The sequence below is a fragment of the Psychrobacter sp. N25K4-3-2 genome, from assembly GCF_015351755.1.
GTDB classification, from domain to species: domain Bacteria; phylum Pseudomonadota; class Gammaproteobacteria; order Pseudomonadales; family Moraxellaceae; genus Psychrobacter; species Psychrobacter glaciei.
This window is the reverse complement of sequence record NZ_JADKLX010000003.1, coordinates 198,975-215,207: the sequence shown is the minus strand read 5'-3', so window position 1 is coordinate 215,207 and position 16,233 is coordinate 198,975. Positions and strand designations below refer to the sequence as shown.

Annotated in this window: 11 protein-coding genes, 1 pseudogene and 1 riboswitch; of the genes and pseudogenes, 2 read left to right on the top strand and 10 right to left on the bottom strand. The window is 45.0% G+C overall.

Annotated features, from left to right (window positions below; genetic code table 11):
• Positions 1-38 precede the first annotated feature (38 nt).
• The gene (locus tag IOD06_RS08810; protein WP_194620600.1) at positions 39-929 is read left to right on the top strand and encodes an alpha/beta fold hydrolase; all 891 of its coding nucleotides are present in this window, start codon (positions 39-41) and stop codon (positions 927-929) included.
• 11 nt (positions 930-940) lie between these two features.
• Positions 941-1,558 carry an alpha-ketoglutarate-dependent dioxygenase AlkB gene (locus IOD06_RS08805; RefSeq protein WP_194620599.1) on the top strand — a complete coding sequence of 206 codons (618 nt, stop codon included), beginning with the start codon at positions 941-943 and terminating at the stop codon, positions 1,556-1,558.
• Here the strand turns inward: IOD06_RS08805 and IOD06_RS08800 are convergent.
• From IOD06_RS08800 to IOD06_RS08755, 10 genes and pseudogenes are all read right to left on the bottom strand, one after another.
• Positions 1,555-2,550 carry an NADP-dependent oxidoreductase gene (locus IOD06_RS08800; protein ID WP_194620598.1) on the bottom strand — a complete coding sequence of 332 codons (996 nt, stop codon included), beginning with the start codon at positions 2,548-2,550 and terminating at the stop codon, positions 1,555-1,557. The genes IOD06_RS08805 and IOD06_RS08800 overlap by 4 nt on opposite strands.
• A gap of 73 nt (positions 2,551-2,623) precedes the next feature.
• A complete protein-coding gene (locus IOD06_RS08795) occupies positions 2,624-3,394 on the bottom strand; it encodes an endonuclease/exonuclease/phosphatase family protein (RefSeq protein WP_194620597.1) in 771 nt (256 codons plus the stop codon).
• A 233-nt stretch (positions 3,395-3,627) separates the two neighbouring features.
• Positions 3,628-4,551 (bottom strand): ABC transporter ATP-binding protein, encoded by a 924-nt coding sequence (locus IOD06_RS08790; RefSeq protein WP_194620855.1) that lies wholly within the window; start codon positions 4,549-4,551, stop codon positions 3,628-3,630.
• A 15-nt stretch (positions 4,552-4,566) separates the two neighbouring features.
• On the bottom strand, positions 4,567-5,508 hold the full coding sequence (locus IOD06_RS08785) for an ABC transporter permease (RefSeq protein WP_194620596.1): 942 nt from the start codon (positions 5,506-5,508) through the stop codon (positions 4,567-4,569).
• A gap of 73 nt (positions 5,509-5,581) precedes the next feature.
• The gene (locus tag IOD06_RS08780) at positions 5,582-6,565 is read right to left on the bottom strand and encodes an ABC transporter substrate-binding protein (RefSeq protein WP_227670007.1); all 984 of its coding nucleotides are present in this window, start codon (positions 6,563-6,565) and stop codon (positions 5,582-5,584) included.
• Positions 6,566-6,731: 166 nt separating this feature from the next.
• The gene (atzF, locus tag IOD06_RS08775; RefSeq protein WP_194620594.1) at positions 6,732-8,558 is read right to left on the bottom strand and encodes an allophanate hydrolase; all 1,827 of its coding nucleotides are present in this window, start codon (positions 8,556-8,558) and stop codon (positions 6,732-6,734) included.
• Between the two features lie 142 nt (positions 8,559-8,700).
• Positions 8,701-12,303 (bottom strand): annotated as a pseudogene (uca, locus tag IOD06_RS08770) (urea carboxylase); the annotation flags it as partial.
• Positions 12,304-12,362: 59 nt separating this feature from the next.
• Positions 12,363-13,064 carry an urea amidolyase associated protein UAAP2 gene (locus IOD06_RS08765; RefSeq protein WP_194620592.1) on the bottom strand — a complete coding sequence of 234 codons (702 nt, stop codon included), beginning with the start codon at positions 13,062-13,064 and terminating at the stop codon, positions 12,363-12,365.
• Between the two features lie 212 nt (positions 13,065-13,276).
• Entirely contained in the window at positions 13,277-14,041 is a 765-nt protein-coding gene (locus tag IOD06_RS08760; protein ID WP_194620591.1) for an urea amidolyase associated protein UAAP1, read from the bottom strand.
• 45 nt (positions 14,042-14,086) lie between these two features.
• Positions 14,087-14,200: riboswitch (guanidine-I (ykkC/yxkD leader) on the bottom strand.
• A 586-nt stretch (positions 14,201-14,786) separates the two neighbouring features.
• Complete coding sequence (locus IOD06_RS08755) at positions 14,787-15,899, bottom strand: hypothetical protein (protein ID WP_010200740.1); 1,113 nt, start codon at positions 15,897-15,899, stop codon at positions 14,787-14,789.
• Positions 15,900-16,233 lie beyond the last annotated feature (334 nt).

Genomic DNA, 16,233 nt, shown 5'->3' with positions numbered 1-16,233 from the left:
TATTGATGAATAATAAATCATAAGGCAGTGTTACTTTTATGGAAGCATTCACAAACAGTATCGATATCGGTGGTCAAAAGGCACGCTATTATGATTTAAGCTCATTGAATACATCGGCTAATAATAAAACCAAACGCCCTAAAGCGCACTTTTATGGTGGCAATGGTTTTACAGTAGGTAACTACAAGCCCCTGTTGACAGAGCTTTCTGCTGGTTTTGACATCAGCTCGCTCGCGATGCGCGGCTATTGGTATGACCAGCCAAAAGCCCGTGTATTAACGCGTGAGCAAGATGCCGATCTGCTTATTCAGTTTTTAGAGCAGACTCAAGATGGTCCTGTTATAGGCATTGGACACTCACAAGGCGCTACCGCTACCGCTATGGCAGCGGCTAAACGCCCTGATCTATTCTCTGAGTTGTATTTGATTGAGCCGGTAACTTTTACCAAATCGCAAGCGCTGTTGTATAAGCTGATACCTCGTTCCGTTAAGCTTAAGCGTCAACCTTTTAAAAGCGCTTTAACCAAGCAAAAGGTTTGGGCAAATATAGATGAGTTCTATAAAAACCTACGAGAAAAAAGCGCTTATCGACGCATCTCTGATGAGCACTTGTACCTGTTTGCCGAACAAAGCTTAATACAACAAGACGATGGCAGTTATGCATTTATATTCACTCCCGAACAAGAGATAGCAAATTATTTTGGCATCCCTTATATCGACGGTGCATTAAAGAAGCTGGCGAAAACCAAGGTGCCTTACCAACTTATCATTGGCAAGCCGACTATTTTTATTAACGATAAAGTTCGTAATAATTGGCAAAAATTTGTGCCCGCTAACCAGCTTACTATCATGCCTGAGAACGGACATTTATTACCTATAGAAGCACCAGAGAGATGTGCCAAATTTATCTTACAGAATCTTAATCGTTAAAATTTTAGCTTATGACTGATTTATTTGCTCCTAGTTCTGTAGATAACCTATTGCCTTATGAAGGGACGCTCAATGATTTGGGCATCGTTGTTGAGAATAGCCGTGAGCTTTACGACCTCTTACTAAGCGAACTGCCTTGGCATGCTGACATTGTCACTTTGTTTGGCAAGACCCATGTCACCACGCGTCAAATCGTTTGGATGGGTGGAAACAATAGTAGCTATCACTACTCTGGACATGCCCGCCAAAGTATCCCATGGTCAGAGACAGTGTTTCATGTGAAACAGTATGTCGAACAACAACTAGCAAATATTGGAATTGTCGCTAACTTTAATTCTTGTCTGTTGAATTATTACCCCTCAGGTAGCGATGGCATGGGCTATCATGCAGATGACGAGAAAGAGTTAGGCTATCAGCCAATTATCGCTGCCCTATCGCTCGGTGCCACGCGCAAATTTGTCTTCAAGCATAAAAAAACCCAAGATAAAGTCGAGCTTTATCTTGAGTCTGGTCAGCTTATTGTCATGCATGGCGATACACAAGCCTACTGGAAGCACACCATCACCAAGACAAAATCAGTCGCTGATGGGCGCATTAGTCTTACGTTTCGGCAAATGCTGCCCGATTAGTCTGCCTTTAGAACAATCTTACCAAAGGTATCGCCTTTTTGTAGCTCGCGATGTGCTGCCACGGCTTCAGATAACGGATACGTCTGCTGAATCTGTAATTTGAGCTTACCAGTGCCCACTTGTTCTAACACTCTTGCCATATCTTGCCCACTACGCTGCGCTTTATAACCAGCCACGTTTAAGCTTTTTTGACTACCAGCATCGACGAGCTTATCAACCCAGATCGTTGGTAGCACATTAACGCGGCCACCAGATTTGAGTACATCAAGCGCGCGTACCCCTGCATCCCCACCGACCAAGTCAAGCAGCACATCGGCTTGCAAGTCAGGAAATGCCTCCTCTTTAGTGTAGTCAATCCAGCTCGTCAGCTTGGATTTGTCTATTAACGCATCGAGCTTGGCGTACTTTTCTGGCGAGCAAATTACCGTTACCTTAATGTTATCTTGCGACACTTTATTCATGAGCAACTGGATCAACAAATGACCGACGCCGCCTGCTGGTGCATTTATGACGACATGCTCACCTTTTTTGATACCAGCAAACTCTACAAATTGTAGCGCCGTTTGTCCGATACAAGGCAGCGCACCTGCTTGCTCTAATGTGACAGACTCTGGCACTTTGGCGAGCAACTTGCCATCGACTGCCACATACTCAGCATAGCAGCCACCATTGAAGGTCAAGGCGGCGACTTTATCACCAACAGCAAACTGTTCGTTATTGCTACTGACTACCACTCCTGACATATCAAAGCCTAAAATCGCTGGCTGATCATGATCAAATTTATCTTTACGAATATTATCAGCGCCCCACCCTTTGCCTTGACGGGTTTTGTAATCAACGGGGTTAATGCCTGCGTAGGCTACTTTTACTAAGACTTGCTCATCCGCCAAAGTAGGAACAGCAACACCATCCTCATAACTCATAACGTCAGGTTCGCCAAACTCACGAATAAGTACCGCCTGTTGAGTGGTTGGTATTTGAGTATTAGACATGGTTCATCATCCTTGTGGGTTTCTATTATTTTATTTTTTAGTCAATTGTTTGCGTTTCAGTAGATGGTTTGCGCTATGGCAACATCAGTTCAGCACTGATGGGCAAATGATCGGATAGCGTTGACCACGGTTTTCCAGTGTGTACCCATGCATCCTTAATCCTTAGATTACGTACATAAATACGGTCTAAGCTGAGGACGGGCAGCTTGGCTGGAAAGGTGGGCGACAGCTTGCCGTGACAATGCTTGAAAGCTTCGGTCATGCCGAGACTAGACGCCAACTTATCACAAGACAGTTTTTTCCAATCGTTAAAATCGCCTGCCAAAATAAGCGGTTGGTCAGGCGCAATCTCATTGCGCACATAGTTGGCAATGGCTTCATATTGCTTGAGACGATCGCGCTCAAACAAATTCAAGTGCGCGCACAATACCACGACAGGTCGCTCCCAACCGATAGGCTGTACCTCACAGTGCAAGACGCCGCGTTGCTCTAGTTTATTAACGGTAATATTCACGTTGTGCTTGGGATCTAGCGGAAATCGGCTGAGCACGGCATTGCCATGATGACCGTTTTCATATTCTGAGTTTTTGCCATAGCTATTTTGCAGCTGCAGATACTCACCAAACCATTCATGCTGTGATTGGTCAGGATATTCGTTGTATTGCATATTGCGCTTGAGGTTTTGACCTTGCACCTCTTGCAAACACAGCACATCGGACTCTATGACTTCAAGCGCATGGGCAATACCTTGCATTTTCACTTGGCGATTCATAGGCGACATGCCTTTGTGAATGTTATAGCTGGTTAGAACAAAAGAGGTGGTAGTCATAGATTCAGTCGTCATAAAAGGATCGATAAGCAGATGAATACGCTACTGAGTATAACAGCAGTCGTATTTATCAGCAGCAGTTAATCAGAGATAACTCGTAGTAGTATTGCTAAGCGAAACTTGTATATGAGTCATATCCTTTGAGACTAGGCATAATAAAGTACAACCGATGCACCTTATAGCTAGCAACGATTGTAGTGGTAGAAAGTTATGATTAGGGAATGTATTCTATAATTTGAGATAAATAGCTATGTTGCTGATTTGTTTTTGTCCAAAGGCGTCATACGTGGGATATCTGGCATATCTATCAATGCAGGATCAATGACAGGCTGTGGATTGTGGACGATATCATTGATACGTGCTTTTAGTTGTAAAAAATGACTGTCTGTCACAATATCAGGAGAACGAGGCCGTGCGAGCGGCACTTCAATAACCTCTTGTACCTCACCTGGGTTAGCCTTTAGCACAACAATACGATCTGACAGTAATACTGCCTCATCCATGTCATGCGTAATAAATACGATAGTAATGTCAATATTGCGCCACAGATCTAGCAAATGCTTCTGCATTTTTTGACGTGTGTAAGGATCAAGTGCGCCAAAAGGCTCATCCATGATTAATACTTTTGGCTCATTGACCAGCGCTCGCGCAATCGCAACACGCTGCTTCATACCGCCAGACAGTTGATGCGGATAGTGGTTTTCGTACTTGGTCAGTCCAACCACATCAAGCCACTCACGAGCGCTACGCTCTGCACTCGACTTGCTGCGGCCGCCCATGATAGGACCAAACATGACATTTTCTTTAACCGTCTTCCAAGGAAATAACGTATAGCCTTGAAAAACCATGCCACGACTGGCGCTTGGACCTTTGACTTTTTCTTTATCAACGATTACCTCTCCGCTGGGATAAGTATCTAATCCTGCAACGATACGCCCCAATGTTGATTTACCGCAACCAGAAGGACCGATCACACATACAAACTCACGCTCATAGATTTTTAGGCTGACATCTTTCAATATTACTTTTTGGCTACCGCCTTGATCAAACGACTGTGTCAGTTGATCAACTTGCAGCACCACATCTCGCTGATAGAGCGCTTTGAAATAATCGTCAGTGGTGCCGCCGCTATGGGTAGTGCGAGCACTGTTTGTAGGGACGGAAGAGGTCATATCATTAGTCATCATTTAAATACTCGCTTTCCATTTGAAGAGTTTTTTACCGAGCTGGTACAACAAGATATCTGTACCTAAACCGATAAACCCAATAAGAAGAATACCTGCATAGACGTTATCAAAATGCTGGTAACGGGCTTGTTGCACAATAAACCATGTGATGCCTGAGGTCGTCCCGATCAGTTCAGCGACAATCAAATACGTCCATGCCCAGCCGAGTAGGACACGTAAGTCTCGATAGACATCGGGCAACACCGCAGGAAGCAGTACATAAAAGAAACTTTTGAGTTTGGTTGTGCCTAGCGTGTAACCTGCCTCAATAAGACCAAGATCCATAGTACGCGTGGTATTTGCAATGATTAGAATCTGTTGAAACAAAGTCCCAATCACGATGATGGCAATTTTTGGTCCATCGTAGATACCAAGCACCGCCACGGCTAAGGGTCCAAATGCTGGCGCTGGTAGATAGCGAAAGAACTCTACGAAAGGCTGAGTGATTTGTGCGATTTTTTGAGAAAACCCGCACAGCAGACCTAGTGGTATACCGAAAATAGATGAGATAAAAAAAGCGATAAATACCGTGCGTACACTTTGCCAAAGACTCTCATGTAACCAAGGAGCATCCGCTTGCGCAGGCGGGGTGGCAAATGCAGTAACCATCGCTGTGGCTACCTCATCAGGTGCTGGCAAGTAGACAGGGTTGACCAGCTTTCCTTGCGGCGGTACTGCATCAGAGGCCATCGCATCCTGTGCTTCACGGTAAAATACCTCTTTATCAATGCGGCTGCCCTCTTGTAGATAGGTACTCGCGCCAGCATCGGTAATTTCAACTTGCGGATGCCAAATAAAAGGAAGATAGCTGACCGCACACCATATTAAGATTGGAATCAAAAATGAGAGTACATTGAGCCCAAGCGTGGTTTTCTTGGTGAGATATGTATTGATATGACTCATAGACTACCCTCTAAAACGATGATAAAGACTCAAAAACCACTGCCTTTGTAATAGACAAAACTACAAACTATCCTTACTGATTAATCAAATCAGGATAGATCAATTTATCTATATCAAGCGTTTGATCATAAATTTGATTATCAATATTGAACTGGTTGACGTGATAGCTAGACCCATAAATAGAGCTCAGCTCATCAGACTTCGCAAAAATCTTTTTATTGTCTTCCAGACTCATTAATTTCGTCCCATTCAAGAAAGCACTATATTGATCAGCAGGGACATTGACCTTGTTAGACATAATGCTAATCGCATCATCTCTAGTCGCTGGATCATTGATATAGTTGACGACCTTGCCCCACACCTGAATGATCTTGGCGTACTCTGCCTTGTGCGCAGAGAGACTGGCGGGACTGACGGCTAACGTGTCATAAATAAGACCTGGCTTATCCGCTGAGGTATAAATAGCCTTTGCACTTGGTACATTTTTTAGTGCTTGATTGGCATTGGGCTGCCAGATGGAGACGGCGTCAATACTGTCATTTGTGAAGACTTGAGGTAGCTCGTTTGTGGTGGCATTCACCAGTGTTACATCAGCCTCTGTCAACCCATTGTCAGCCAGCGCGCTATTGAGCAGCAAATGATCTACCAAGCCCTTTTCGACACCGATTGATTTGCCTTTTAGATCCGCTATGCTGGTGACCGAAGGTTTAGCGATGATCTGATCATTACCTGCTGAGTAGTCATTGACCAAAATAATGATGCCTTCACTACCACTCGCAGCGTTGACTAAATTGTCGCCATTGGTGACAGAAATGGCATCCAACTGGCTGGACGCAAAAGCGGATAACGAGGCAGAGTAATCAAACCACTTAAACTCAACATTCACGCCAGCTTCATCAAACCAGCCTTTATCAATCGCAATTTGCCACGCTACCCAGCCAGGCCAATCACTGTAACCGATAGAAATCGGTTCATCATTTGAGGTAGTAACTTTTTCTGATGTTGCCTCGCCCTCAGGTGCTGAGACGGTAGCCGTATTGTCACAACCAAATAGCATAAAGCTTGAGAGAACCGCAAAAGTAAATAAGCGTCGATTCATGAGTTTTGCTCCTTGAATAAAGACAAGCCCATTATGGGAATGTCCGTTGATTATTGTTTGCAATACCACGAGAGAGAATATTACTGGCGCTACTATTTTTGGATCATAAGTCAATTGAGGCAGTCTAAGCAATGGTCTCTGACTGCTTGGCTACATAAGCTTTCCAACCACCGAACGCTGTCACATCTGTGCCGCCTTCAAACCCGTATTCTTCACAAATGAAGCTCTTGACCCAGCGTCCGTCTGCCAATTCAACATTGCCAATTCCTAATGGTGATGGCACTTCGTTGACGATTTCGCCAAATCTTGCTCTAGGAATTCTCCAAACTTCTACCGCAATAGAGCGTCCTTCGTCATGGCGTTTCAGTCCCGGTTTGGCAGGTGTCGACCCTGCCAATGCAAAGAGCTGATAAGTTGCTGCCGTTTGGGTTTGTTCGGACAACACACCGCCTCTATCCGTCAGCTGATAATTGAGCGGCATACCACTCAGATGCGCACCAACCACGGCTAACGCCACACTACTATCACTGTCATCGGTACTCAGTGGAATAAGCGGTTGCGGTTGATCAGATTGAGCTGTTTGTGTTTGAGAGGCGCCGGAGTGATAACGATGGTGAGAGGTTCCCATTGGTATATCTAGAGCGGTCTGCCACTGATGACCAAAATTGGCTAAAGCTTCGTCATGCCAGCCCATAGCGATAAAGGTCACACCGCGCGGTAATCCGTCTCTAGCAATTAGATTCGGCAACGCCAACGCCGATAAGTCCGCTAGATTCACAAAATTAGTATAAGCACCCATGTGGCTATTTTTCGTTAACGGGTCAGCATTGACCGCATCGATGGTGTAAATAGTCGGCGCAGTTGGCACCATTAATGCGTCAAATTCAGATAGCGTTTGTTGAATACGGCGACTTAATGCAGCGCGAGAATACTCAGCACTCATTGCATCAACCGCATTGTACTTCTCAGCTTGACTGATGATTTCGCGAGTGACATGCAACAGCGTGTCACGCTCGACGAGCTGATCGATGGCAAAGGTGCGTTCACTAACCCAGCTGTCGTTATAGAGTGCATCTGCTAACTCATTAAAGACCGTAAAGTCTATCGGTGTGATCTCATAACCCATCGTTTGTAACTGCGTGATGGCTATCTCAAAAGCCTGCTCTGACTCGGTATCACCATAGAACTCTAAAATATCAGGGATAGCGATTTTGCCAAGGCTAAAGGCGACTGGCGCAGTAGCAGGATGGATACGACTATAATCGTCTTCTTTATCGTAGCCTTTCATTAGCTGAGCTACATGCCACGCATCATCAACGCCAAGCGCAAAAATAGAAATAACATCATGTAATCGACACGCTGGAATGAGACCCGTACTGGAGAACCAGCCTTTTGTTGGCTTCAAACCCACTATATTGTTATGTCCAGCAGGCACACGTCCAGAGCCTGCTGTGTCCGTTCCTAATGCAAAAGGAACGATGCCATTTGCCACACTTACCGCAGAGCCTGAGCTTGAGCCGCCACTGATATAGTCGGGATTGAAACTGTTGGCCACTGCCCCATAAGGTGAGCGCGTCCCTACCAGTCCTGTCGCAAACTGGTCAAGATTGGTTTTGCCGATGACGATAGCGCCTGCTGCCTTTAGCTTGGCAATCACATGCGCGTCTTTGTCAGCCAAATACAAAGGGGCTGTACATCCTGCCGTGGTATGAAACCCTGCCACATCGATGTTGTCTTTTACCGCAAACGGTATGCCGTATAGCGGTAAGTCTTGAGAATTTTGCGCGGCGATACTGTCAATCTGGGCGGTTAGCTGCTCAGGAGTCGCAATCTCAATCCAAGCATTATTATCATTGCTAATACCCGCCACATAATCCAGTAGATCACTTAGCTGGATACTTCCTTCGGCATAAGCGCTTTGCCAATCTTTGATCGTCCAATTCTTTTGCATAGTTGCTCTCTCTATTATTCTTCGCCATTTTTATCGTTGTTTTGCTATCTCACTATCGGCTAGATGAGTCCGTACAGCATCGGCTGACTGCGTCTGCGTCTGCGTCTGCGTCTGCGTCTGCCACCACTGTCTCACGAGCAGTAATGGGTGCAAGTACAAATAAAGGCTGCTCGGGTTTCACTGTAGTACCAATCTCAATTTCAATACTCACGACCTGCATCGCAACGGGTGAGACAATTGGTATCTCAATTTTCATGGCTTCTATGATTGCTAGGGTCTGCCCCTCATCGACTACATCACCTACCGCGCAAGAAATCTTCCATACACTGCCCATCATATGAGCTTTGACGACTACCCCGCCCTCAGGTACAGAAACTTCTGATGATACTTCTACCGCGTCAATATCTTCGCCAACATACTGGTCAAGACCTTGCTGCTTCCAACGTTGTCGCTCTGCATCAAAGTTGGCTTGTTGCTGATCTTTGAACGTCTGAATACTGTCCTTGTTTTCATGCAACATCTCGTAATACTCAGCGAGGTTTAACACACTATCCTCAACCTCAATCGATAGCTCACCTGCCTTAAAGGCAGTTCGCATCGATAACAGTTCTTCTTCACTGACTTCATAAAAACGAATTTGATCAAAGAATCGTAGTAACCATGGTTTTTCAGCTTCAAAACTGGGATGCGAGCGATAGCGATTCCATATTTGTAGTGTCCTACCGACAAACTGATAGCCGCCTGGGCCTTCCATACCGTAAATACACATATAGGCGCCGCCGATACCCACTGCGTTCTCTGGCGTCCATGTTCTGGCAGGATTGTATTTGGTGGTGACCAAGCGATGTCTTGGATCGAGCGGTGTGGCAACAGGCGCACCCAAATAGACATCACCGAGTCCCATGACTAAGTAGCTGGCATCATAGACAATATCTTTGACCGCTTGGGTAGAGGCCAAGCCATTGATACGTCTGATGAATTCGATATTGTCAGGACACCAAGGTGCGTCGGGATAGACAAGTTGCTGATATTTCTCAGTTGCTAGCTTGGTCTGAGAGTCAGCCCATGCCATTGGTAGATGAACAATTCTGGACGGCACTTGCATGTGTTTAATATCGGGCAATGCACTTTCTGCTTGCTTGAGAATTGCCAGTAGTGCCGCCTGTGGCAATTTTAATGAATGGTAATGCACTAATAACGAGCGAATACCGGGCGTCATATCGATAATGGCATCGATATGCTGTGCTTGTAGGCACTCCATCAATGCCTGAACGCGAAAGCGCAATTGCAAATCAAGCACCTGCTCGCCATACTCAATCAATATATAGCTGTCTCCGGCAGGACGATACACCACTTTTGGATGATCATCGTTAATGGGTAAAGTGTCTAATATGGCTGTCTGCAAAGTCGCGTTTTCTGTATGAATGGGCAAGCTGTAATCAACCAAATAACAGTCATCAGCCCGTAGCATGTCATCGTAGCGCTGATGTAATTGTGCTGCTTGATCATAGCTGACAGGGACAAACTGCACTCGATCACCTGCCTTGAGTTGTCCCATTTTCCAGCGCTCACCTGCAACTATGACGCTCAAGCAGACAAAGCCGCCAAGGCTTGGTCCATCAGGCCCTAAGATGATAGGCATGTCCCCTGTGAAGTCAATCGCACCGACGGCATAAGCATTGTCATGGATATTTGAGGGGTGTAGTCCTGCCTCGCCGCCATCTTCACGCGCCCATTCAGGTCTAGGTCCGACCAGACGTATACCAGTACGGCTAGAGTTATGATGGACGTCCCATTCATGCTCAAAGAACTGCGCCACATCAGCGTCCGTAAAAAAGTCTGGCGCGCCGTGTGGTCCATACATGACCGCGATTTGCCATAGTCCATTAAACGTTGGTTGCTGTGCGGCAGGTAAGGCTTTAGTAGCAAGAGACGTGTCGCACTGCATAACGGGTAACATGTCTCCGATGAGCAAATTACGACCAGCATGACCACCAAACTGACCTAAACTAAAGGTCGCTTGGCTACCCAAATATTCAGGGACATCTATTCCACCTTTGATAGCGATATAGCTTCGGCAACCTGAGGTGATATTGCCACAAATAAGTTTTTGACCTTTACGTACAGGAATGGTTTGCCACATCGGCTGCTCTACACCATCCAAGGTACATGCCATGTTACCGCCAGTAATGGCAATCTGACTGTCGCAATGGAACAATAAGGTCGGTCCAGTAACCACGCACTCAAGACCTGCAGTGTTAAATGGATTACCCAACAGCTGATTACCCGTATTGAGACTCAGACCATCTATCGCACCTGATGGAGGTACGCCCACATCCCAGTAGCCTTCTCGGCCAAGTACATCTTGTACGGCGGTCTGTACGCCCGACTGCAACACTTCAATTTTTTGACTGAGCCACGTAAAAGTGTTCAAAAACCTTGTAGTCTGCTCGCCCTGATCAAACGTCTCTGAAGCCACTATCTGCTGCAAATACTCAAGATTAGTTTCAAGACCTGCCATACGTGACACAGCCAAACTTTGGCTCATTTTCTCCAGCGCTTGCGCGCGGTCAGGTGCCGTGACAATGATTTTTGCTAGCATCGGGTCATAAAAGGCTGATATCTCACTGCCCTTTTCTATCCAAGTCTCAACGCGAGCTGCTGTATCAAAATAGGCATCCGTTAGAATCCCCGTGCTTGGCTGAAAGCTTTTGACAGGGTCTTCAGCATACAGACGCACCTGAATCGAATGTCCTGACGCGTGCAGTGGCAGCTCTGGTAATACGAACTCGCCTGCAGCCAGCTCAATCATCCAGCGTACTAGGTCCACTTGATAGATCTCTTCGGTGACACCATGCTCAACTTGCAAGCGCGTATTTACCTCCAAGAAATAGAAGTCTTGCGTCGACACATCCATCACAAACTCAACGGTACCAGCAGAGCGATAGTTGACTTGTTGCATCAACTTAGTCGCCACCTCTTGTAGATTTTGTCTTTGTGCATCTGATAGTAAGGGTGCTGGTGTTTCTTCAATCACTTTTTGATTACGACGCTGGATAGAACAGTCACGCTCTCCTAATGTGATGATATTACCTGCCCCGTCACCAAATACTTGCACTTCGATATGACGAGCATGCTCTACAAATTTTTCGAGATATAGCCCAGCATCACTAAAATTGCTTTGTGCCAAATGATGCACAGACTCATAAGCATCCTTTAGTTCGACCTCATCCCATACCAGACGCATGCCGATACCGCCGCCGCCTGCAGTGCTTTTCAGCATGACAGGGTAGCCAATACGCTCGGCCTCACGTAATGCTTCGTCCACATCTTGTAGCAGTTCGCTACCGGGTAACAATGGCACTTGGCTGTCAATGGCGAGCTTACGAGCCGTATGCTTGAGTCCAAAGCTAAGCAGCTGCTCAGAGGTTGGCCCAATAAAAGCGATTGCAGCATCATTGCAGCGATCACAGAATGCAGCGTTTTCTGACAAAAACCCATACCCAGGATGAATTGCTTCTGCACCTGAATCGATCGCTGCTTGCAATACTTTGTCCATATTTAGATAGCTATCACTGGCAGGACCAGAGCCGATGTTTATGGCTTCATCAGCCTGACTGACATGTAGTGAACCTCGATCTACATCGGTATAGACAACGACTGAGCCGACACCCATTTGCTTTAAGGTACGTATAATTCGGCAAGCAATAGCACCGCGATTGGCAATCAATACTTTTTTAAACATCACAACTTCCTCAGCTTGTTCATTAATAGGCAGTATCGTCTTGTTCGGAAATCGCTTACTTACTCATAAATCACCAGTTCAATGGGCGTAGGGTTATAACCGTTGCAGGGGTTATTGAGTTGAGGACAGTTGGATATCAGGACAATCATGTCCATTTGAGCAGTGATATCGACGTATTTCCCAGGGGCTGAGATACCATCATCAAACGCCAAACTACCATCGGGGGTAATAGGCACGTTCATAAAGAAATTGATGTTTGGTCCGACATGACGTAGGTTTAGATCATATTTTTGAGCAACTGGATGCGTTGCTAGGGTATGCATAAAGTTGTTTCGGCAGCTATGCATAGGATAAGTATCATGAGCGTAACGCACAGTGTTGCTCTCACATGAGCATGCACCGCCCAACGTATCATGACGACCGCAAGTGTCATCCGTGATAGTGGCAATAACACGCCCTCTGTTAGTGAAGAGCTGACTGCCCATCTCTAAAAACAGCTTTTGATTTTGTGCCAATGTATCTGTGGCACTATAACGTTCAGCCGTGTCTGCACAGCTGATAAACAAGGTATCGACTGCCTGATTGCCTTCAGTATCTATGATGCGCAAAGTCTGGTTTTTCTTGACTTCGGCCATCCATCCCTCTCCAGCAGCACAAATTTCACGCAGTTCGATATGCTTCAGATCGGTTGACTCTAAAGTTGTTGGCGCTGGATTTTGTGTAGATTCATCGTTATTTTTAATATCATCGTTAATTGTCATGAGTCTGCTCTCTTAGTTACTGTAAATAGTTGCTATGAATGGTTGCTATGACTAGTTGTGGACGTTATAGACGTAGTTATGGTGCGAGCGAACCTATAAAATCGTTTTACCAGTCAAAAATTAGAATTTGATAACCACTTGATCAGTATTTGACCGCCACTTAATTGATAAGAACTTGATAGCCGCCTTCGACTATCAAACACTACCTGTCGTTAGGCGTTCGTATAATCGCCAAAATAGCGTGCATTATTCTCAAACCCGCGCTGGTTTTGCGCGCAAGAATCACGGCAGATATCAAAATCTGTCGTTGGCACTATGGGCGCTGCCTGCTGAATAGTTATCTCAAGATCAGCTGGATCATAGATGTCTGATGGATCAAGTGGGTGCGGGGCGTTACAGATGAATACTAAGCAATTCATCTCAAACCGTAGGGCAATAGATTGGTTGGTGTTGTCGGCAGCAATATAGGACAGCTGCCCTTGTAGATCGGGGGTGACTTTGGAGAACAGATTGACCGTTGCTGTAAGGTCGCGCTCGTTTAGCGCAAACTTCGACATTTCTGTTAGCAGTCCGTCAAGACCATTTTGATAGCGCTCATTACGAGCATCTTGGAAGGTTCTTTTACCATACTGCGCACTGATCATGGCAGCGTTGCTAGGGCCACAAATCGCATCGTTCCAGCCATGATCATCACTGATAATAGAGGCCAGCACTCGGCCCATATCGGAGTAGAGTACGTGACCTTCAGATAGGTATAAGGTGTGTTGTGCTTTTAGACTGTCTGGCATGTTGAAGCGTTCAAGCTTCTCATCAGCGTTGACCACATATAGGCTAGCATTGGCATTGGCTGCCAGTGATTTGAGTGTTAATACAGTATTTTTATTGATACGTCCGCACCAATGATGGCCACCTGGTAGATGCGTGGTGAAACGATCTGAATACGAACTATCGGAAGTAGTGATTGAAACGGATGACATAAAAAACTCCACAGTTATGAGCTTAAGTGATTAGTATCACTTAGAGTCTCCCGGGCTTTTATCCCTCCGTGTAGTTCTTTCGAACCGCCATCTCTCGGACCAGTCATATAGTGTTAGAAAGCTTTCCTCTACTATATCGGAACCCTAGACGGCATTTTTTTAGCTCTTAGATTAATGATATACGGTAGTTAACCGCTTACAATTAACATTGCAAGCGATGTGCCAGTCATCATCTATCGCTATCCATTTGTCTTTTATTTTTCACTAAAAATAAGATTAGCGTTCTAAAAACTTCGCTAGATCAATCGCATTTTTTTCAAAAGAACTACTCTTCTAAGTGCACTTATAGCCTGATACATATAGGTTGTAACAAATATAAGCAAGACTAACATCATGCTAAAAATTGAGAGTCAACAAGGCGCATGATAACCATCTAAGTTAAATCCAAATTAATTGACATAAAAACTAGATGCGCACCACAGTAGAACATTCTGCACCACAATGATAAATACTGCCTTATTCTGAAACATCTAAAAATCATGAGCGTCTCATTTATCTTTAATCATGCCAACATCAGCAGACAAAAAAATCACTGGTTCAATGCGAACCAGTGATTTTAATTTTCATAACGAATGTGGATAAGAAAAAGCATTGATTCTTATCGAACCAATGCTCTCATATTATACCTATATGCTATCAATGGCGAATTCGTCGATGAACATCATTGATAACCAGTGCTTTTGATTTAGTAGCGAGTCACTAGAGCAATCGGTTGGTCTTCACCCATGATGTCTTGCGGCATAAACACAGCCTCACCGCCATTATGAATCACATGCTCAATGATTTCGCCAATCGCATCATCAGTGACACCTTCTGCGGTAGCATCATTAGCAATACTTAGAGTCTGCGCTTTTTCATCAATTTTGGCAGATTGTATATAGCCACGGCGTACATACAGGGTCTCGCCAGCACCTTGGAACGCGCTACGATATACTTCCTGCAAATCCGTCTGCAACATGTTGGCACCGCGGGCTTTATCAATCTCGCCCAAAGCAGCATGATGTAATGACGTACGATATTCTTCTACCGCTTCTTGTACACTATCGACGATATGCTGTGCACTGCCATCTTCTAGATTGGTGGCGTTTGATACCGTGGCAATGATGTTTTCTGGACGATCACAGACTTCTTTGTAGTAACCGATATTTTTGGCATCGCCAACGATGACAAGAGGCATTTTATGCTCGCCCCACAGCTCTTGTACGCTCTTATCGACTTGGTTAAAATATTCTTTTAAATGGCTGCTTTCATTACTTGCAGAACGATCAGAGCCACCATCGCTTGTCGTATGCAGACCATTATTTTCGACAGGGAATGCGATGCTTTCCATATTGTTTTGTGCATCGTCATCTTTATCAAACTCTCTGATGACACGATCATTTGATGCTTCGATCAGGCGAGCCTTATCACGGGTCAGCACGACTGTATAGTAGTGAACGGCACTTGCCATATCACGAACTAGGTCACGAGTGGCAAAACTGTCTGAAATCACAACCCGCTCTGTGGTATCGATGGGCATACGGATCACTTGTACATCGTCAGTACTGGCAAATATGGCTAAGGTATCAAGATTATAATTGTGGTTTAACTCACTGGTCTTAGCGTGAATCTTATCTAAGATAGTTGTCGACGTACTCTTGTCGTATTCTTTGGTTAAGCGATCTTCTACGACTTTTAGCTGATTTTTTAGAGCGATTGGATCTTGCTCATTGGCTGGATGCGCTCGATGTGTCTTAACAAAGATACTGACCGCTGGATTGGCTTTAGTTTCACGTAAACTTTTAAGAGTCGCTTTCATATACTGCTCCTTGTTTTATTATCATTTACTTTCAACGTTGTAAATTTTTCTATGAGTCATTTTTTCTATAAATCGTTTATCAATAGGGCTTGATATTTTTATTCCATTCCCTTGATGCTAACAGTCAAACCTCACTTGCTGTAGGGTCAATTTGCAAGCAAATGATAGCGCTTTGTAAGTAGAACAATCTATGTTGTTATAAAAGGCAGGTTTATCTCATCTAAACATATTTAATATCGACCCTCTCGTCGCTTTACTTTCTGTATTGTCAGTGCGTAGGTTGCATTTTCATTAAATGAACCCATCTTTTATATAATATAGGTATAAGACCGCA

Bases quoted from the DNA above. Each gene is read 5' to 3' on its own strand.
- IOD06_RS08810 (WP_194620600.1), top strand. From the start codon at position 39: ATGGAAGCATTCACAAACAGTATCGATATCGGTGGTCAAAAGGCACGC.
- IOD06_RS08805 (WP_194620599.1), top strand. From the start codon at position 941: ATGACTGATTTATTTGCTCCTAGTTCTGTAGATAACCTATTGCCTTAT.
- IOD06_RS08800 (WP_194620598.1), bottom strand. From the start codon at position 2,550: ATGTCTAATACTCAAATACCAACCACTCAACAGGCGGTACTTATTCGT.
- IOD06_RS08795 (WP_194620597.1), bottom strand. From the start codon at position 3,394: ATGACGACTGAATCTATGACTACCACCTCTTTTGTTCTAACCAGCTAT.
- IOD06_RS08790 (WP_194620855.1), bottom strand. From the start codon at position 4,551: ATGACCTCTTCCGTCCCTACAAACAGTGCTCGCACTACCCATAGCGGC.
- IOD06_RS08785 (WP_194620596.1), bottom strand. From the start codon at position 5,508: ATGAGTCATATCAATACATATCTCACCAAGAAAACCACGCTTGGGCTC.
- IOD06_RS08780 (WP_227670007.1), bottom strand. From the start codon at position 6,565: ATGCTATTTGGTTGTGACAATACGGCTACCGTCTCAGCACCTGAGGGC.
- atzF (WP_194620594.1), bottom strand. From the start codon at position 8,558: ATGCAAAAGAATTGGACGATCAAAGATTGGCAAAGCGCTTATGCCGAA.
- IOD06_RS08765 (WP_194620592.1), bottom strand. From the start codon at position 13,064: ATGACAATTAACGATGATATTAAAAATAACGATGAATCTACACAAAAT.
- IOD06_RS08760 (WP_194620591.1), bottom strand. From the start codon at position 14,041: ATGTCATCCGTTTCAATCACTACTTCCGATAGTTCGTATTCAGATCGT.
- IOD06_RS08755 (WP_010200740.1), bottom strand. From the start codon at position 15,899: ATGAAAGCGACTCTTAAAAGTTTACGTGAAACTAAAGCCAATCCAGCG.